General features: G+C 70.2%; 15 protein-coding genes. 11 read left to right on the forward strand and 4 right to left on the reverse strand.

Translation table 11 applies throughout. From position 1 onward, the window contains the following. Positions 1–82: 82 nt before the first annotated feature. From IE107_RS08550 to IE107_RS08565, 4 genes are all read left to right on the forward strand, one after another. Positions 83–1,507, forward strand: a complete 1,425-nt coding sequence (locus IE107_RS08550; RefSeq protein ID WP_189542754.1) for a class II fumarate hydratase — start codon at positions 83–85, stop codon at positions 1,505–1,507. Between the two features lie 45 nt (positions 1,508–1,552). Next, positions 1,553–2,251 carry a cytidylyl-2-hydroxypropylphosphonate hydrolase gene (fomD, locus tag IE107_RS08555; RefSeq protein WP_189542756.1) on the forward strand — a complete coding sequence of 233 codons (699 nt, stop codon included), beginning with the start codon at positions 1,553–1,555 and terminating at the stop codon, positions 2,249–2,251. 371 nt (positions 2,252–2,622) lie between these two features. After that, complete coding sequence (locus IE107_RS08560) at positions 2,623–4,545, forward strand: ATP-binding SpoIIE family protein phosphatase (RefSeq protein WP_189542758.1); 1,923 nt, start codon at positions 2,623–2,625, stop codon at positions 4,543–4,545. 147 nt (positions 4,546–4,692) lie between these two features. Further along, complete coding sequence (locus tag IE107_RS08565) at positions 4,693–6,162, forward strand: catalase (protein ID WP_189542760.1); 1,470 nt, start codon at positions 4,693–4,695, stop codon at positions 6,160–6,162. Positions 6,163–6,247: 85 nt separating this feature from the next. On the opposite strand, the gene IE107_RS08570 is transcribed toward IE107_RS08565, so the two are convergent. Then, positions 6,248–8,494, reverse strand: coding sequence for a transglycosylase domain-containing protein (locus IE107_RS08570; protein WP_189542762.1), 2,247 nt, complete (start codon positions 8,492–8,494; stop codon positions 6,248–6,250). 221 nt (positions 8,495–8,715) lie between these two features. On the opposite strand from IE107_RS08570, the gene IE107_RS08575 reads away from it, so the two are divergent. The 5 genes from IE107_RS08575 (at position 8,716) to IE107_RS08595 (ending at position 13,605) form a co-directional block, all read left to right on the forward strand. Continuing rightward, the gene (locus IE107_RS08575) at positions 8,716–9,687 is read left to right on the forward strand and encodes an SPFH domain-containing protein (RefSeq protein ID WP_189542764.1); all 972 of its coding nucleotides are present in this window, start codon (positions 8,716–8,718) and stop codon (positions 9,685–9,687) included. Further along, positions 9,684–9,932: a type II toxin-antitoxin system antitoxin gene (locus IE107_RS08580; protein WP_189542767.1), complete on the forward strand. Its 249-nt coding sequence runs from the start codon at positions 9,684–9,686 to the stop codon at positions 9,930–9,932. Before IE107_RS08575 ends, IE107_RS08580 begins: the two co-directional genes overlap by 4 nt. 69 nt (positions 9,933–10,001) lie before the next feature. Beyond that, positions 10,002–10,526 carry a PadR family transcriptional regulator gene (locus IE107_RS08585; RefSeq protein WP_189542769.1) on the forward strand — a complete coding sequence of 175 codons (525 nt, stop codon included), beginning with the start codon at positions 10,002–10,004 and terminating at the stop codon, positions 10,524–10,526. Next, positions 10,523–11,209: an ABC transporter ATP-binding protein gene (locus tag IE107_RS08590; protein WP_189542771.1), complete on the forward strand. Its 687-nt coding sequence runs from the start codon at positions 10,523–10,525 to the stop codon at positions 11,207–11,209. Before IE107_RS08585 ends, IE107_RS08590 begins: the two co-directional genes overlap by 4 nt. Further along, positions 11,206–13,605 carry an FtsX-like permease family protein gene (locus tag IE107_RS08595; RefSeq protein WP_189542773.1) on the forward strand — a complete coding sequence of 800 codons (2,400 nt, stop codon included), beginning with the start codon at positions 11,206–11,208 and terminating at the stop codon, positions 13,603–13,605. Before IE107_RS08590 ends, IE107_RS08595 begins: the two co-directional genes overlap by 4 nt. A 46-nt stretch (positions 13,606–13,651) precedes the next feature. Here IE107_RS08595 and IE107_RS08600 read toward each other — a convergent pair whose 3' ends face one another. Further along, on the reverse strand, positions 13,652–14,620 hold the full coding sequence (locus tag IE107_RS08600) for a hydrogen peroxide-inducible genes activator (RefSeq protein ID WP_189542775.1): 969 nt from the start codon (positions 14,618–14,620) through the stop codon (positions 13,652–13,654). 130 nt (positions 14,621–14,750) lie between these two features. On the opposite strand from IE107_RS08600, the gene IE107_RS08605 reads away from it, so the two are divergent. Continuing rightward, the gene (locus IE107_RS08605) at positions 14,751–15,305 is read left to right on the forward strand and encodes a peroxiredoxin (RefSeq protein WP_189542777.1); all 555 of its coding nucleotides are present in this window, start codon (positions 14,751–14,753) and stop codon (positions 15,303–15,305) included. Between the two features lie 12 nt (positions 15,306–15,317). After that, positions 15,318–15,851 carry an alkyl hydroperoxide reductase gene (locus IE107_RS08610; RefSeq protein WP_072483998.1) on the forward strand — a complete coding sequence of 178 codons (534 nt, stop codon included), beginning with the start codon at positions 15,318–15,320 and terminating at the stop codon, positions 15,849–15,851. A gap of 81 nt (positions 15,852–15,932) precedes the next feature. On the opposite strand, the gene IE107_RS08615 is transcribed toward IE107_RS08610, so the two are convergent. Both IE107_RS08615 and IE107_RS08620 read right to left on the reverse strand, forming a co-directional pair. Then, positions 15,933–17,375, reverse strand: a complete 1,443-nt coding sequence (locus IE107_RS08615; RefSeq protein ID WP_189542779.1) for an AI-2E family transporter — start codon at positions 17,373–17,375, stop codon at positions 15,933–15,935. Between the two features lie 135 nt (positions 17,376–17,510). Beyond that, positions 17,511–18,215, reverse strand: coding sequence for an aggregation-promoting factor C-terminal-like domain-containing protein (locus tag IE107_RS08620; protein ID WP_189542782.1), 705 nt, complete (start codon positions 18,213–18,215; stop codon positions 17,511–17,513). Between the last annotated feature and the right edge of the window lie 241 nt (positions 18,216–18,456).

Genomic DNA, 18,456 nt, shown 5'->3' on the forward strand with positions numbered 1-18,456 from the left:
CCCCGGTATTTACTGGTCGGTAGGCGACTTGGGAATAGACAGAACGAGACAAGTGCTCAACTTTTTCAGGAGGTTGAACGAGATGGATGAGTCACAGGCCGGCGCACAGGTCCCCGCGGGCGGTACGGATTTCCGCATCGAGCACGATTCGATGGGGGAGGTGAGGGTGCCCGCGGACGCCAAGTGGCGGGCCCAGACACAGCGCGCGGTGGAGAACTTCCCGGTCTCCGGGCAGCGCCTGGAGCGGGCCCACATCGAGGCCCTGGCCAGGATCAAGGCCGCCGCCGCCAAGGTGAACGCCGAGCTGGAGGTGCTCGACCCGGAGATCGCCGCGGCCGTCCAGGAGGCCGCCGCCGAGGTCGCCTCGGGACGCTGGGACGACCACTTCCCGGTCGACGTCTTCCAGACCGGCTCGGGCACCTCGTCCAACATGAACACCAACGAGGTGGTGGCCACGCTCGCCACCGAACGCCTGGGCCGCGAGGTCCACCCCAACGACCACGTCAACGCCTCGCAGTCGTCCAACGACGTCTTCCCGTCCTCCATCCACATCGCCGCGACGGCGGCCGTCACCGGCGACCTGATCCCCGCACTGGAGCATCTGGCCTCCTCCCTCGAACGAAAGTCCGCCGAATTCGCGACGGTGGTCAAGTCGGGGCGTACGCACCTGATGGACGCCACGCCCGTCACCCTCGGCCAGGAGTTCGGCGGCTACGCGGCACAGATCAGGTACGGGGTCGAGCGGCTGCGCGCCTCCCTCCCCCGCCTCGCCGAGCTGCCCCTGGGCGGCACGGCCGTCGGCACCGGCATCAACACACCATCCGGCTTCTCCGCCGCCGTCATCGCCGAGGTCGCCCGCACCACCGGGCTGCCGCTGACGGAGGCCCGGGACCACTTCGAGGCGCAGGGCGCCCGGGACGGACTCGTGGAGACCTCGGGCCAGCTCCGTACCATCGCCGTCTCACTCACCAAGATCTCCAACGATCTGCGCTGGATGGCGTCCGGACCGCGCACCGGACTGGCCGAGATCAACCTCCCCGACCTCCAGCCGGGCTCGTCGATCATGCCGGGCAAGGTGAACCCGGTCGTCCCCGAGGCCGTGCTGATGGTCGCCGCGCAGGTGACGGGGAACGACGTGACGGTCGCCACGGCGGGCGCGGCGGGCAACTTCGAGCTGAACGTGATGCTTCCGGTCATCGCGAAGAACCTGCTGGAGTCGGTCCGGCTGCTGGCCAACGCCTCCCGGCTGCTCGCGGACCGCACGGTCGACGGGATCACGGCGAACGCGGAGCGGGCCCGGGAGTACGCCGAGTCCTCGCCCTCCGTCGTCACCCCGCTGAACAAGTACATCGGCTACGAGGAGGCGGCGAAGGTCGCCAAGAAGTCCCTCGCGCAGCGCCGGACCATTCGCGAGGTGGTGCTGGAGTCGGGGTACGTCGAGCGCGGCGACCTCACCGTGGAACAGCTCGACGAGGCGCTCGACGTGCTGCGCATGACCCGCCCGTGACCTGTGCCGCAGCCCGGGCTCTCCGGATCCCTCTAAGATCCGTCCATGGCAGGTACCGGAGACATCGAGCACTGGGCGCCGGGTGATCAGATCCTGTGGCGCTACCGCCGCAACGGCGCGCCGGCCGGGTCCGGGGCGCCGGAGCGCGCCCCGGACCCGTTCCACATCTGCCGCCCCGTCACCGTCGTCCAGGACACCGACGAGCTGCTCGCGGTGTGGGTGGCGCCCGGCACCGAGTGCGTGAAGCCGGTGCTGGCGAACGGCCGGGACGTGCACGCCGAGCCGCTCGCCACCCGCTACACCGCCCCGCGCGCCACCGCCCGCTCCCCCTGGCTGGGAAACGGCGTGCTGAAGCTCGCCCGGCCCGGCGACCCCTGGTCGGTCTGGCTGTTCTGGGAGCCGGTCTGGCAGTTCCGCAGCTGGTACGTGAATCTGGAGGAACCGCACACCCGCTGGCAGGGCGGCGTCGATTCCGAGGATCACTTTCTCGACATCTCCGTCTACCCCGACCGCAGCTGGGTCTGGCGCGACGAGGACGAGTTCGCCATGGCGCAGCGGGCCGGTCTGATGACCCCGCGGACCGCGCAGCGGGTGCGGGAGGCGGGCCGGGCGGCCGTCGAACTGATCCAGGACTGGGGTGCCCCGTTCCGGGACGGCTGGGAGAACTGGCGGCCCGATCCACAATGGCGGGTTCCCGCGCTTCCGGATGACTGGGACCGCACCCCCTCGCATATGCCGTCGTGAGACCCTTGATGCACCCCAGGGGGACAAACGTAGGATCGTCCTCCGGAGTGCCGCTCCGCTCCAACCGGAAGGCGCGGCAAAGGACCTGACCACAAGTCACCGCAACAGCACCACGCACTGAATGAGCTACATGAGCCACATCAGTCGTATGAATCGTATGAACCACTACGAGGGGGTGGAGACGTGCTCGCTGTTGCCCGCCCCGTCGCCGGAAACGTTGTCACCGACCCACCTCGCGAGCATCCGGTTTCAGCCCCTCGTTCCGGGGCATCCGGTGACAGCCGTTGTTATCGCCGCTCCTGCCGGGGCACAGTAACGCCCCAACTGGTGATTGCCTCATACAACCGGCCCGGACGGACGGAATCCCACGCGTGACGGAGCATCCCACCTCCCACGAAGGCCGGCAGCCTCTCGCCGCCCGGTCGCAGGAACGCACCCGGCCGCGGCAGCAGGACGCCGCGTCGGCCGCTTCCCCTGTCACCGCCGCGATCCCCAACCCGGCCGTGGCGCCGGGAGCGGGAGCCGGCCCCGCGGGGAGCACCGGCCCCGCAGGACTCGACCCACAGGCCGCGGCCCGTCGCGAGGGCGACCGGCTGCGTTTCGTCGGGGCCGCCACCCGGCGGATCGCCCGCGGCATAGACCTGGACGAGATCGTGCTGGGCCTGTGCCGGGCCAGCGTGCCCACGTTCTCCGACGCCATACTGGTCTACCTCCGCGACCCGCTCCCGGTCGGCGACGAGCGGCCGGTCTCCCCCTTCGTGCTGCGCCTGCGCCGGTCCGACCGGCTGCGGCTGAGCGAGGAGGAGACGGAGAGCTCGCCGGAGACCGAGCGTCTGCGGCTGCCGGTCATCGATCCGCACAGCGATCTGACGCCCGCGGCCGAGCTGTGCGAGGTCCGGTCGGGCGGCGCGCTGGCCGAGGTGCTGCGCGGGGTGCGCCCGGTCTTCGGGGACTCCGCGGCGGCCCGCGCCGCGCTGCCCGAGCTGCTCGGCGCCGGCCGGACCGTGCCCACCGGACACCGTGCGATCCTCGCCCCGCTCCGCGGCCGGCGGCGGGTGATCGGCGCCGCCGTCTTCCTGCGCGGGACGGAACGGCCGTCCTTCGAGTCCAACGATCTGCTGGTCGCGGCCCAGCTGGCGACGCACACCGCGCTCGGCATCGACAAGGCCGTGCTGTACGGACGCGAGGCGTACATCGCCGACGAGCTCCAGCGCACCATGCTGCCCGACTCGCTGCCGCAGCCGACCGGCGTCCGGCTCGCCTCCCGCTATCTGCCGGCCGCCGAGACGGCCCGGGTCGGCGGCGACTGGTACGACGCGATCCCGTTGCCCGGCAGCCGGGTCGCCCTGGTCGTCGGCGACGTCATGGGTCACTCCATGACGTCCGCGGCGATCATGGGCCAGCTGCGCACCACGGCGCAGACCCTGGCCCAGCTCGACCTGCCGCCGCAGGAGGTGCTGCACCACCTCTGCGAGCAGGCGCAGCGGCTCGGCAGCGACCGCATGGCGACCTGCCTGTACGCGGTGTACGACCCGGTCTCACACCGGATCACCATCGCCAACGCCGGGCATCCGCCGCCCGTCCTTCTCCATCTGGGCGGCCGTGCGGAGGTGCTGCGGGTGCCGTCGGGCGCCCCGATCGGCGTCGGCGGGGTGGACTTCGAGGCCGTCGAGCTGGACGCGCCCGCGGGCGCCACGCTGCTCCTGTACACCGACGGCCTGGTGGAGTCCCGGCTGCGGGACGTCTGGACCGGGATCGAGCTGCTGCGCGAACGCCTCGCCGCCACCGCCCGGCTGACCGGCCCGGACCACTCGCCGCCGCTGGAGGCGCTGTGCGACGACGTCCTGGACATGCTCGGCCCCGGCGACCGGGACGACGACATCGCGCTGCTCGCCGCCCGCTTCGACGGGATCGCGCCGAGCGATGTCGCGTACTGGCACCTCGAACCGGAGGAGACCGCGCCGGGCCGGGCCCGCAGGCTGGCCCGCCGCGCGCTCGGCCGCTGGGGTCTCGACGATCTCTCCGACGCGGTGGAGCTGCTGGTGAGCGAGGTGGTCACCAACGCGGTCCGTTACGCGGAGCGCCCGGTGACGCTGCGGCTGCTGCGCACCGACATCCTGCGCTGCGAAGTCGGCGACGACTCCCCGCAGCTGCCCCGGCAGCGCCGGGCGCGTGACATGGACGAGGGCGGTCGCGGCCTGTTCCTGGTGAACCGGCTGGCCAGGCGGTGGGGGGCGACGCGCCTTTCGACCGGCAAGGTGGTCTGGTTCGAGATGCCGTCGGGGGGCCAGTAACAGGGCCGGGCAAAGGGGTCCGGAGCGGGCGCAGGGCAGAGCCCTGTACGCACGGTAGCGAAATGTTGCCGACCTCCTGTCGGCGGGTTTGACTTCAGTCGTGAACGAGACGACCTGACCGAAACCCCCACTGACGGGAGGACGCTCGTGTCCGAGGAACCCAAGACCAGGAACACCCCCTACACCACGAACAACGCCGGAATCCCGGTGGAGAGCGATGAGCACTCGCTCACTGTCGGAGCCGACGGTCCGATCCTGCTCCAGGACCACTACCTCATCGAGAAGATGGCCCAGTTCAACCGTGAACGGGTTCCCGAACGAGTGGTCCACGCCAAGGGATCAGGCGCGTACGGCACCTTCAAGGTGACCAATGACATCAGCCAGTTCACCAAGGCCGACCTCTTCCAGCCGGGCAAGCAGACCGCCATGCTCGCCCGCTTCTCCACGGTCGCCGGCGAGCAGGGCTCCCCGGACACCTGGCGCGACCCTCGCGGGTTCGCCCTGAAGTTCTACACGGAGCAGGGCAACTACGACATGGTCGGCAACAACACGCCGGTCTTCTTCGTACGTGACCCGATGAAGTTCCAGGACTTCATCCGCTCGCAGAAGCGCCGTCCGGACAGCGCGGTGCGCGACCACGACATGCAGTGGGACTTCTGGACCCTGTCCCCCGAGTCCGCGCACATGGTGACGTGGCTGATGGGCGACCGGGGTATCCCGAAGACGTACCGCAACATGAACGGCTACAGCTCGCACACCTATATGTGGGTCAACGCGGGCGGCGAGCGGTTCTGGGTGAAGTACCGCTTCAAGACCGACCAGGGCATCGACTTCTACACGCAGGACGAGGCCGACCGGATGGCCGGTGTGGACGGCGACGTCCACCGTCGCGACCTGTTCGAGGCGATCAAGCGCGGTGACCACCCGAGCTGGACGCTCTACGTCCAGATCATGCCGTTCGACGACGCGCCGGACTACCGGTTCAACCCCTTCGACCTCACCAAGGTGTGGCCGCACGGCGACTACCCGGAGATCGAGGTCGGCCGGATGACGCTGAACGAGAACCCGGAGGACTTCTTCGTCCATATCGAGCAGGCGTCCTTCGAGCCGTCGAACCTGGTGCCCGGCATCGGCCCGTCGCCCGACAAGATGCTGCTCGGCCGGCTCTTCTCCTACCCGGACACCCACCGGTACCGGATCGGCCCGAACTACGCGCAACTGCCCCCGAACCGCCCGCGGTTCGGCCGGAACTCGTACGCGAAGGACGGCCCGATGCGGTACGAACCGAACCATACGGGAGCGGTCTACGCGCCGAACTCCTACGGCGGCCCGGCCGCGGACACCGCGCGCTACGGCGACCCCGCGGGCTGGGCGACGGCGGGCGAGATGGTCCACGAGGCGTACAAGCTGCACCGTGAGGACGACGACTGGGGCCAGGCGGGCACGATGGTCCGCAAGGTCCTGGACGACGCGGCGCGCGAGCGGTTGGTGTCGAACATTTCCGGCCATCTGCTGGACGGTGTGAGCGCCCCGGTCCTGGAACGCGCGCTGCAGTACTGGCGCAACGTGGACAAGGACCTCGGCGACCGGATCGCCAAGAAGGTCAACGGCGGCTGACACCGCCGTACGCGGGAGACATGGGTCAGGGGCGGTGCCGGCCGGCACCGCCCCTGACCCATGTGTTCACCGCCGGCTCAAGCACTCACCGCGCGGGAGGAGCGTTGTTGGCGACGTTGTTCTCGTTGCCGTCGGCCGGTTTGCCGGGGACCCCGCCGCCCGGCTGGCCCGGGGACTGGCTCGGCGGCACGTCCGGGGACTGGCTCGGCGGCGGTACGTCCGGCGACTGGCTCGGCGGCGCCTCGGGCGACCGGCTCGGGCTCTGCGAGGGCACGTCCGGCGACCGGGAGGGAGTCGTGTCGCTGCTCGCCGACTGCGAGGGGGTCGTCGGCGGTGTGGTCGGCAGGGTGACCTCGCCGCGCTCGACGTCCTCCAGGTCGAACTGGGCACTGGAGCCGCCGCCCAGCGCGCCGAGCGTGTAGTCCGCCCAGATCTGCGCCGGGAAGCCACCACCGTTGGCCCGGCCGGAGTTGGCCGTGCCGGTCAGGCTGACCTGGCCGCCGCCCTCCTTGGGCGATTCACCGAAGAGCGCGACGACGGTGGTGAGCTCGGGCGTGTAGCCGGCGAACCAGGCCGACTTGTTGTTCTCCGACGTACCCGTCTTGCCCGCCGCCTCGTACGCCGAGGTGTCGGCCGCCCGGCCGGATCCGCTGTCCACGACGCCGGTCAGGACGGAGGTCACGGTGTCGGCGGACTTGCGGCTGATCACCTGGCTGCCGATGCCCTCGACCGGCTCGACCGTCCGCTCGCGGTGCTTGGCCGACTTCACGATGAACGGGGTGACCTTCTTGCCGTGGTTGTCGAGCGTGGCGTACGCGCCCGCCATGTCCCAGGTCGAGGCGTTCATGGTGCCGAGCGTGATGGCGGGGCGCTCGGGGAAGTTCTTGTCCGGTACGCCGAGGGACAGCGCGGTCTTCTTCACCGCGGACGGGCCGACGTCGACGACCATCTGCGCGAAGACCGAGTTGATCGACGCGTTCATCGCCTTCTGCACGGTGACGTCGCCGTAGCTCCGGTTGTCCTCGTTCTCCGGGGCGAACGGGGTGTCGCTGCCCACCACGGGCCGCTTGCTGGTGCCGTCGTAGCGGGTGTTGACACCGATCAGGTCGCCGTCCTGGGTCTTCGACTCGTTCTCCAGCGCGGAGGCGAGCACCAGGGGCTTGAAGGTGGAGGCGGGCTGGTAGTCCTGGCGCGTGGCGTTGGAGTAGTAGTGCTTGACGTAGTCCACGCCGCCGTAGAGCGCGACGACGCCGCCGGTCTTCGGGTCCACCGAGGTGGCACCGGCCTGGACGGTCGCGTCGACCTTGTTGCCCTTGCGGTCCAGCTTGGACTCCAGCTGGCGGTCGACGGACTGCTCCAGCTGCTTCTGCCGCTTCTTGTCGATGTTGAGCGTGAAGGTCCAGCCGCCGGCCTGCCGCATCTCCGGGGTGATGCCCTGCTTCTCCAGCTCCTTGTTGGCCGCCTCGACGATATAGCCGGTCTGGCCCTCCATGCCCTGGGCGGGCTTGGGCTTGTCCGGGACCGGGAACGTGAGCTTGTCGCGTTCGGCCTTGTCGAGCCAGTGCATCTCGACCATGTTGTCGAGCGTGTAGCCCCAGCGGTCCTTGACCAGCTTCTTGCCGGTCTCGCTCGCGGTCGCCCAGTCGTACTGGCTGGGGGCCTGGAGCACGGAGGCCAGGTAGGCGCCCTGGGAGACGTCGAGGTCCTTGGCGTCGACCCCGTAGTAGGCCTGCGCGGCGGCCTGGATACCGCTCGCCCCGCGTCCGTAGTACGCGGTGTTGATGTACCCGGCGAGGATGTATTCCTTGCTCTTCTTGCTGTCGACCTTGAGCGAGATCACCAGTTCCTTGAGCTTCCGGCTGATCGTCGGGTCCTGCGTCAGGTAGTAGTTCTTCACGTACTGCTGGGTGATGGTCGAGCCACCCTGCTTGCCCTTGCCGCTGAGGGTGTTGATCAGGCCGCGCGCGGTGCCCTTCAGGTCGACGCCCTTGTCGTCGTAGAAGGACTTGTTCTCGGCGGCTACGAAGGTGTGCTGCACCTCCAGGGGCACCTCGGCCAGGTCCACGATCTGGCGGTTGACCCCGTTGCCGGTGCGGGTCAGCAGCGTCCCGTCGCTGTACTGGTAGACGTTGCTCTGCCGCTCGGCCAGGGCATTGGCCTTCGGGATGTCCACGTACATGTAGAGCGCGACGAAGGCGCCCATGATCAGCAGGCAGAATCCGAAGAAGGCGCCCAGCATCTTCTTCCAGGTGAAGAGTCTGCGTATGCCGCCGCTCTTCGCGGCCCGTCGGGCTCCGCGCCGCTGGGCTCGTCGCGCATCCGCTCGACCCATCGCTGTTTTGCTCCTGTTTCTCTGCTCGACCAGATCCGCTCAGCCAAACCAGCTAACACCGTCGGCAAGGACAAAAAGCGAGCGATGCGGTCTTTTCCGGACGTGACAATCAGCACCCGTTCCCAAGGGAACCGACTCATGAAGCATGCCCAAGGTTGCGAATCCAGGTAATGTGTAATCACATTGATAGCACCTGGTCAGTCCACGAAACGGGGGATCCCATGCCCGACCACGACAGCCCGCACGATGTGGCCACCCTTGCCGCCGACCTCACGCCCGACGCCCCTCAGATGCCCGAACCGCAGGTGAGGGAGGTGACGGCGCACAGCATCCCGGGCGGTCTCGGCCTGCTGCTGACCGTGCTGGGGGTGATCGCCGGTATCGGTCTCGTGATCCTCGGCGGCGTCGTCGCCTCGAACGGAAACCCCGGCCCGGGCGTCCCGGTCTGCATCTTCGGCGTCCTGCTCGCCATCGCCTCGTTCTTCTGCATGACGGGTGTGAAGATGGTCGCACCGGGCGAGGCCCGGGTGATCCAGCTCTTCGGCCGCTACGTCGGCACGATCCGCACCGACGGGCTGCGCTGGATCAACCCGCTCACCAGCAGCCGGAAGATCTCCACCCGGGTCCGCAACCACGAGACCGCGGTGCTGAAGGTCAACGACGCCTACGGCAACCCGATCGAGCTCGCGGCGATCGTCGTCTGGAAGGTCGAGGACACCGCGCAGGCGCTCTTCGAGGTCGACGATTTCCTGGAGTTCGTCGCCACCCAGACCGAGGCGGCCGTCCGGCACATCGCGATCGAGTACCCGTACGACGCCCACGAGGAGGGCGGCCTCTCGCTGCGCGGCAACGCGGAGGAGATCACCGAGAAGCTGGCCGTGGAACTCACCGCCCGGGTGCAGGCCGCCGGCGTACGGATCATCGAATCGCGCTTCAGCCACCTCGCGTACGCCCCCGAGATCGCCTCCGCGATGCTCCAGCGCCAGCAGGCCGGCGCGGTGGTCGCGGCCCGGCAGCAGATCGTCGAGGGCGCGGTCGGCATGGTCGAGATGGCGCTCACCCGGATCGCCGAGCAGGACATCGTCGAGCTCGACGCGGAGCGCAAGGCCTCCATGGTCAGCAATCTGATGGTGGTGCTGTGCGGTGACCGCGCGGCGCAGCCGGTCCTGAACACGGGCACTCTTTACCAGTGACCGAACAGACCCCGCCGGCCCGCAGGACCCCGCCGCAGCGCAAGCAGATGCTGCTGCGGCTGGATCCCGCGGTGCATGACGCGCTGGCCCGCTGGGCCTCCGACGAGCTGCGCAGCGCGAACGCCCAGATCGAGTTCCTGCTGCGCAGGGCGCTGGCGGAGGCGGGCCGCCTGCCGGGCACGGCGCGGCCGATCCCCCGCCGGGGGCGGCCCCCGAAGGACGCGCCGGGACAGTCCGGCGACTGAGCGCCGGGGATCCCGGGGCGGGGACCCGGGTATACACCACGGGTATACACGCCGTGTACAGTGCTCGGCATGTCTATCGGCCACACCCTGCTCGGGCTCCTGGAGTCCGGCCCCCGCCACGGCTACGACCTCAAGCGCGCGTTCGACGAGAAGTTCGGCCACGACCGCCCGCTGCACTACGGCCAGGTCTACTCGACCATGTCGCGGCTGCTCAAGAACGGCCTCGTCGAGGTCGACGGCGTCGAGAGCGGCGGCGGCCCCGAGCGCAAGCGGTACGCCATCACCGAGGCCGGGATCACCGATGTCGGCGCCTGGCTCGCGCAGCCGGAGAAGCCCGAGCCGTACCTCCAGTCCACGCTCTACACCAAGGTCGTCCTGGCCCTGCTCACCGGCCGCAGCGCCGAGGCCCTGCTGGACACCCAGCGCACCGAGCACCTGCGCCTCATGCGCATCCTCACCGACCGCAAGCGCAAGGGCGACCTCGCCGATCAGCTGATCTGCGACCACGCCCTCTTCCACCTCGAAGCCGATCTGCGCTGGCTGGAACTGACCGCCGCCCGCCTCGACCGGCTCGCCGCGGAGGTGCGCGCATGATCCCCGCCGGCTCCCTGCTCTGCGCCGACAGCCTGTACAAGACGTACGGCCGGACGCCCGCGCTCGACGGCGCCTCGTTCTCCATCCACCCCGGCGAGGTCGTCGCCGTGCTGGGCCCCTCCGGCTCCGGCAAGTCGACGCTGCTGCACTGCCTCGCCGGAATCGTCACGCCCGACCGGGGCACGATCACCTACGCGGGCCGCGAGCTCTCCGCCATGCCGGACGCCGAACGCAGCGCCCTGCGCCGCACCGAGTTCGGCTTCGTCTTCCAGTTCGGCCAGCTCGTCCCCGAGCTGACCTGTGTGGAGAACGTCGCCCTGCCGCTCCGTCTGGCCGGCGCCAGGCGCAAGGACGCCGAGCGCACCGCCCGCCACTGGCTGGAGCGCCTGGAGGTCGAAGCCGTCGGCGCCCAGCGCCCCGGCGAGGTCTCCGGCGGCCAGGGCCAGCGCGTCGCCGTGGCCCGCGCACTGGCCGCCTCCCCGAAGGTGATCTTCGCGGACGAGCCGACCGGCGCCCTGGACTCCCTCAACGGCGAGCGGGTCATGCAGCTGCTCACCGAGGCGGCCCGGTCCGCCAATGTCGCCGTGGTCCTGGTGACCCACGAGGCGCGGGTCGCCGCGTACTCCGACCGCGACGTCACCGTGCGCGACGGCCGGACCCGCGACCTGGAGCACGCCGGATGACCCTGCTCGAGCACCAGGGCGTCCCGGCCGAGGCCCCGCCCGTGCCCACCCCGCCCACCGGCGTAGCCGCCTGGTTGCGCGACCTCGGCCTCGGCATCCGGCTCGCCGCGGGCGGCGGGCGCGAGGGCTGGGTCCGCACCGCACTGACCGCCGTCGGTGTCGGCCTCGGTGTGGCGCTGCTCCTGACCGCCGCCTCCGCGCCGCATCTGCTCCACGAACGCTCTCAGCGCAGCCAGGCCCGCGCCGAGAGCGTCGCCCCCGGCGGGCCCGACGCGCACGCCAGGAAGTCCGACACCTCGGTGCTCCGGATCAGCGCGGAGTCCGAGTTCCGCGGCCGTACCGTCGAGGGCTGGCTGATGCGCGCGGACGGCACGCACCCGGTCGTCCCACCTGGTGTCGCGCGCTTCCCCGGCGCGGACGAGATGGTGGTCTCCCCCGCGCTGAAGGAGCTGCTGGACTCCTCGGAGGGCAGCCTCCTCAGGGAACGGCTGCCGTACCGGATCACCGGCACGATCGCCGACTCCGGCCTGGTCTCGCCGGGAGACCTGGTCTACTACGCGGGCAGCGACACCCTGGCCCCCGCCGACGGCGGCCACCGGATCGCCGGCTACGGCGATCCGGGCGAGGGCGAGGAGATGCCGCCCGTCCTCATCGTGCTGATCATCATGATCTGTGTGGTGCTGCTGGTGCCGGTCGCGATCTTCATCGTGACGGCGGTGCGGTTCGGCGGCGACCGCCGCGACCGCCGGCTCGCCGCGCTGCGCCTGATCGGCACGGACGTCCGGACGACCCGCCGGATCGCGGCCGGCGAGGCCGTGTTCGGGGCGCTCCTCGGCCTGCTGACCGGTGTGGTGCTCTTCCTGGTGGGGCGTCGCTTCGTCGGTCACATCGAGATGTGGGGCGTCAGCGTCTTCCCGTCCGACCTGGTGCCCGACCTCCGGCTGACGGCGCTGGTCGTCGTCGCCGTTCCGCTGACGGCGATGCTGGTCACGCTGGCCGCCCTGCGCTCCGTGGTGATCGAGCCCCTCGGTGTCGTACGGGGCGGCCGCGACCGCAGGCGCCGGTTCTGGTGGCGGCTGCTGATGCCGGTCGCCGGTCTGGCGGTGCTCGGCCTGACCGGCAAGGTCGACAAGTCCGCCCCGGTCGATCCGTACCCGATCGCGGGCGGCGCCGTGCTGGTCCTGGTCGGGCTCGCGCTGCTGCTGCCCTGGCTGGTCGAGGCGTGCGTGAACCGGCTGCACGGCGGTCCGGTGCCCTGGCAGCTGGCCACCCGCAGGCTCCGGCTGAGCAGCGGCGCGGCCTCCCGCGCGGTCAGCGGCATCACGGTCGCGGTCGCGGGCGCGGTGGCACTGCAGATGCTGTTCGCCGCGGTGGGCGACGAGTTCAACAGGATGACCGGGCAGGACCCCTCGCGGGCCCAGTTCTACACCTTCTCGCAGAAGGTCACCTCGGAGGCGGCCGCCCGCACCATCAAGGAGTTCAAGGCGACCAAGGGCGTGGAGGCCGTCATCGGCAAGGTCGAGGTGTACGTCACCCGGCCCGGCACGTACAAGGACGACGAGATCCAGCCCACCACCAGCCTCATCGTCGGCGACTGCGGGACCCTGCGCGAGCTGGCCCGGATCGATTCCTGCAAGGACGGTGACACCTTCGTGGTCCACCCCAGGAACGACAAGGAGCTGTCCGACTGGGTCGACCAGACTGCCCGCAAGGGCAAGGAGGTCGCCATCAGCGACACTCCCGGCGGGAAGTCGATGCGATGGACCCTGCCCGCCGACTCCCCGACGGTCGTCGCCCGCCACGATCCGCTGGGCGAGGACTCCTGGGGCATCATGGCCACCACCGGCGCGATCGACCCGAGCACGCTGCCGGGCGCGACGACCCAGTCGCAGATCCGGGTCGACGAGAGCGTCGAGGACGTCGCGGAGTACGTGCGCAACACCGCGGCCGGGCTCGACCCCGCGATGCGGGTCTCGTCCGTCAAGTCGGTGGCCCGCGACGAGAAGTACGCCAGTGTGCAGCGCGGCCTCCAGGTCGGTGCGACCGCGACGCTGCTGCTGATCGCCGCCGCGATGCTGGTCGCCCAGCTGGAGCAGCTGCGTGAACGCAAGCGGCTGCTCTCGGTGCTGGTCGCCTTCGGCACCCGGCGGTCCACCCTCGCCTGGTCGGTCCTCTGGCAGACCGCCGTGCCGGTGCTCATCGGGCTGACGGTGGCCGTGGCGGGCGGGCTCGGCCTGGGCGCGACGCTGATCACCATGCTCGACAAGGAGGTCACCGACTGGTGGCTCTTCCTGCCGATGACCGGGGCGGGCGCGGCGCTGATCCTGCTGGTCACGCTGGTGTCGCTGCCGCCGCTGTGGCGCATGATGCGCCCGGACGGCCTGCGTACGGAGTGACGGAGCAACCGACCGAAGGGGTGCGGTTCCACCGGGCCGCACCCCTTCAGTCGCTCCGTGTGCCGTCCGTCACCCGGACCGGCAGCGCCGCCATCGCCTCCCGCAGCGCCGCCGCGAACTCCTTGAACTCCTCGTGCCGCGCCGCCCCCGTACGCATCCCCAGCGCCACCCGCCTCGACGGCGCCGGTTCCGCGAAGTACCCGGTGGCCAGCGCGTCGTTGCGGCCGGTCTCGACCGTCACCGCGGTCCGCGGAAGCAGCGTCACACCGAGCCCGCCGGCCACGAGCTGGACCAGTGTGGAGAGCCCGGCCGCGGTCGTGGTGACCGGCGCCCCCTCCGTGCGTCCCGCCTCCCGGCAGACGTCCAGGGCCTGGTCGCGCAGGCAGTGCCCCTCGTCGAGCAGGAGCAGCGGAAGCTCGCGCAGCGCCTCGCGCGGTATGTCGGCGCGCCCGCCCAGCCAGTGGTCCTGCTCCATCACCAGCACGAAGTCCTCGTCGAAGAGCGGGAGTTCGGTCACCCCGGGCACCCCGAGCGGCACCGCGAGCAGGAGCAGGTCCAGCCTTCCCGCGGCCAGCCCCTCCAGCAGCGAGGAGGTCTGCTCCTCGTGCACCTGGAGGTCGAGCTCCGGATAGCGCTCGTGGACCAGCCGGAGCACGGTCGGCAGCAGGTACGGGGCGACGGTCGGGATCACGCCGAGTCTGAGCACCCCGGTGAACGGCGCCCGGACCGCGTCGGCCTCCTCCATCAGCTCACCGACGGCCTCCAGCACCACCCGGGCCCGCACCGCGAGCCGCTCCCCGGCGGGCGACAGCAGTACCTTGCGCGTCGTACGCTCGATGAGCTGGACGCCCAGTGCCTCCTCCAGCGCCGAGACCGCCCCGGAGAGCGCCGGCTGGCTCATCCCGATTGCTGCTGCCGCATCCCTGAAGTGCAGGTGCTCCGCGACGGCCACGAAGGCGCGCAGCTGCGACAGACTGGGTTGTTTGGGCCGACTGCCCGTATTGCCCTGAGCCACTGATAGGCACCTCCGATCATCACGGTCGAGTGTAGCTATTTCCGCGATCAATGCACTCTGTGCCAAGGTGGACTCCGTCCAACCCTCAGGAAGACCCCAAAAGGGAATTCCTACGCTGCAAGGAGAGCGCGTGCTCACTGTCGGTGACAAGTTCCCCGAGTTCGACCTGACTGCTTGTGTCTCGCTGGAGAGCGGCAAGGAGTTCGAGCAGATCAACCACAAGACCTACGAGGGCAAGTGGAAGATCGTCTTCGCGTGGCCGAAGGACTTCACCTTCGTGTGTCCCACCGAGATCGCCGCTTTCGGCAAGCTGAACGACGAGTTCGCCGACCGTGACGCCCAGATCCTCGGCTTCTCCGGTGACTCCGAGTTCGTGCACCACGCCTGGCGCAAGGACCACCCGGACCTGACCGACCTGCCCTTCCCGATGATGGCCGACTCGAAGCACGAGCTCATGCGTGACCTCGGCATCGAGGGCGAGGACGGCTTCGCCCAGCGCGCCGTCTTCATCGTCGACCAGAACAACGAGATCCAGTTCACGATGGTGACCGCCGGTTCCGTGGGCCGTAACCCCAAGGAGGTCCTGCGGGTCCTGGACGCCCTGCAGACCGACGAGCTGTGCCCGTGCAACTGGACCAAGGGCGAGAACACCCTCGACCCGGTCGCGCTTCTCGCCGGCGAGTGAGCTGACAGCGACATGGCACTCGACGAACTGAAGGCCGCCGTTCCGGACTTCGCCAAGGACCTGAAGCTGAACCTCGGTTCGGTCATCGGGAACAGCGAGCTCCCGCAGCAGCAGCTCTGGGGCACCGTCCTCGCCTGCGCAATCGCCTCGCGCTCGCCGAAGGTGCTGCGCGAGCTGGAGCCCGAGGCCAAGGCCAACCTCTCCGCGGAGGCGTACACCGCCGCGAAGTCGGCCGCCGCCATCATGGCGATGAACAACGTCTTCTACCGGACCCGGCACCTGCTGTCGGACCCCGAGTACGGGACGCTCCGGGCGGGTCTGCGGATGAACGTCATCGGCAAGCCCGGCGTGGAGAAGATCGACTTCGAGCTGTGGTCGCTCGCCGTCTCCGCGATCAACGGCTGCGGCCAGTGCCTGGACTCCCACGAGCAGGTGCTGCGCAAGGCCGGCGTGGACCGTGAGACCATTCAGGAAGCCGTCAAGATCGCCTCGGTGATCCAGGCGGTCGGCGTGACCCTCGATGCCGAGGCCGTGCTCGCCGAGTAGGACCAGCAGCACCCCTTGTACGAGAAGGGCCCCGGGACGACCGACCGTCTCCGGGGCCCTTCTCCCTTCCGCCCGTGGGCCCTACTTGCCGCGGCCCTTCTTCATGTCTCCGTCGACGCCGTTCTCGTCGTCGCCGCCGTGGTCGATGTCCTCGGGCGGCGATCCCGGCGCGGGCGTCGGCGCGACGTCGATCGCGGTCGCCCCGCGTGGGGACGGCGCGTAGCGCAGCGCCTGCTCCTGCCCGTACGCCCGCAGATAGCCGACCACCGTGTTGGTGACCGCGACCAGCGGCACCGCGACGACCGCGCCGCCGATGCCGGCGATCATGCCGCCCGCGGCGACCGAGAGGACGACGGCGAGCGGATGCACCCGCACCGCGCGTCCCAGGATGAACGGCTGGAGCACATGGCCCTCGATCTGCTGCACGGCGAGCACCACGGCCAGCACCATCAGGGCGGTGAACACGCCCTGGGTGACCAGCGCGACGACCACCGCCAGCGCCCCGGAGATCACGGCACCGACCAGCGGGATGAAGGCGAAGAGGAAGATGAAGACGGCCAGCGGCACCGCCATCGGCACATCGAGGAAGAAGATCCCGAGCCCGATGAAGATCGCGTCGATCAGCGCCACCAGGACGGTGCCCCGCACATAGGCGGTCAGCGTCCGCCAGGCGCGCGGCCCGGCGCCCGCGACACCCGGCCGGGCCTGGGCCGGCACCAGCTTCAGCATCCAGTGCCAGATGCGCCTCCCGTCGTACAGCAGGAAGAGCGTCGAGAACATCGCCAGCAGCATCCCGGTGAGGAGCTCCACCATCACGGTGACGCCCTCCAGTCCGGCGGAGGTTATCTGCTCGGTGTTGGTGCCGATGGTGTCGCTGAGGTTCTTCGCGACATCGTTGATCTGCTGCTCGGTGACATGGAAGGGGCTGTCGAGCAGCCAGTTCTTCAGGTCCTCGATACCCGTGCGCACCTTGTCGGAGAGGGTGTCGATGTTGTCCATGACCTGCCAGACCACGAACCAGCCGACCAGGCCCATGATGACGAAACCCAGGACCGCCGTGACGGCGGTGGCCAGGCCGCGCGGCAGCCCGTAGTGCCTCAGCCGGGCGACGGTCGGTTGCAGCATCGCGGTGACGAGCAGCGCGGCGACGAAGGCCAGGACCACCAGCTCCACCGCGCTGATGACCCGCATCAGTACCCAGAGGGTGCCCGCCAGGACGAGCAGCCGCCAGCCCGCCTCGGCCGCGACCCGCATCCCCCAGGGGATCGCCGCGACCGGATCGGGCCGGGCGGCGACGGAGGGGGCGTACGAGGGCGGCGGCGGCACCCGGTCGGCCCCGGCACCGCGCCGCGCCTCCTCGCCCGGAACGCCCCCGGACGGAACGTTTCCGGCGGGCACTGCGGGGTCGGGCACCGGCAGGCCGGTCTCGTCCCCCGCGGCCTCGGCCCGGCGCTGCTCCAGCCGGTCGCCCAGTTCGGTCAGTTCGGCCCCGAGCCGGCCGAGCCACCCCGGAAGTTTCGACATGATCGTTCCTCTTCCCCCGTCTTCTCTCCCCGCCGCTCCCCCGCCGAGCGGTGCGGACCGACCGTACACGCACGAAGCCCCTCACCGTAGGACGGCGAGGGGCTCTGCGTGGTTGAAACCGGAACCTCGGGGGTTCTAGTACCAGTGGTTGGCCTGCCAGAAGGACCAGGCGCCGCACGGGCTGCCGTAACGGCCGTCCATGTAGCTGAGGCCCCACTTGATCTGGGTGGCCGGGTTGGTCTGCCAGTCGGCACCGGCGGACGACATCTTCGAGCCGGGCAGCGCCTGGACGAGGCCGTAGGCACCGGAGGACGGGTTGCTCGCCCGGTAGTTCCAGGTCGACTCGTGGTTCACGATGTTGCTGAAGCACTGGAACTGGTCGGCGGGCACCATCTGACGGGCCATCGCCTGGACCTCGGCCACGGAGTACGAGCTCTGCGTGGCGAAGGAGGCGGCGCTGCGGACCGAGGAGCGGCTGGCGCGTTCGGCGCGCTCCTTCTTCTCCTGGCGCTCCTTCTCCAGCCTTTCCTCGGCCGCCGCCTTCTTCGACTTGGCGTCCTTGGCGGCCTGGATGCGGGCCGCTTCCTCCACGGACTTCTTCGCCGCGGCGTCGGCCGCGGACGCCTGGGCGTCGGCCTGCTGCGTCAGCGAGGCGGTCTGCACCTGGGCCTGCTGGCCCGCGGGAATGTCTGCGAGCAGCGTGGTGTCGGCTGCGGTCGCCTCGAAGTTGTTGTCGTCGGCAGCGGCAGCGCCGCCCGAAGCAACGCCAACGACGGCGCCAACGGTGGTTACGGCAGTGGCGGATGCCACGGCGAACCCCCGGACCGAGATCCGGCTCACACGGTGTCCTTCCAGCATCGCCCGCTTAGGTGACCTCGCGGGCGCAATCGTGCCCCTGGCGCTGGCCTCCCTACTGCTTGGGTCACGGGAGGCACGGACCCGGTGGGCGACTTCCCGGAGGAAGCGCCGCGTGGTGCTCGCGGGCGGCATACGGACGGCGATTGTTGAGTTGTGTGGTGCGTGGCACCTCTGGAGGTGCGGGTGTGCCGTATGCGGGGCCTGACGGAAGCAAGACTCTGCC

Origin of the sequence: Streptomyces gelaticus, from assembly GCF_014649535.1 — a bacterium.
GTDB lineage: Bacteria > Actinomycetota > Actinomycetes > Streptomycetales > Streptomycetaceae > Streptomyces > Streptomyces gelaticus.

Coding starts and splice junctions, on each gene's coding strand:
- IE107_RS08550 (WP_189542754.1), top strand. CDS start 83: ATGGATGAGTCACAGGCCGGCGCACAGGTCCCCGCGGGCGGTACGGAT.
- fomD (WP_189542756.1), top strand. CDS start 1,553: ATGGCAGGTACCGGAGACATCGAGCACTGGGCGCCGGGTGATCAGATC.
- IE107_RS08570 (WP_189542762.1), bottom strand. CDS start 8,494: ATGGGTCGAGCGGATGCGCGACGAGCCCAGCGGCGCGGAGCCCGACGG.
- IE107_RS08575 (WP_189542764.1), top strand. CDS start 8,716: ATGCCCGACCACGACAGCCCGCACGATGTGGCCACCCTTGCCGCCGAC.
- IE107_RS08585 (WP_189542769.1), top strand. CDS start 10,002: ATGTCTATCGGCCACACCCTGCTCGGGCTCCTGGAGTCCGGCCCCCGC.
- IE107_RS08590 (WP_189542771.1), top strand. CDS start 10,523: ATGATCCCCGCCGGCTCCCTGCTCTGCGCCGACAGCCTGTACAAGACG.
- IE107_RS08595 (WP_189542773.1), top strand. CDS start 11,206: ATGACCCTGCTCGAGCACCAGGGCGTCCCGGCCGAGGCCCCGCCCGTG.
- IE107_RS08610 (WP_072483998.1), top strand. CDS start 15,318: ATGGCACTCGACGAACTGAAGGCCGCCGTTCCGGACTTCGCCAAGGAC.
- IE107_RS08615 (WP_189542779.1), bottom strand. CDS start 17,375: ATGTCGAAACTTCCGGGGTGGCTCGGCCGGCTCGGGGCCGAACTGACC.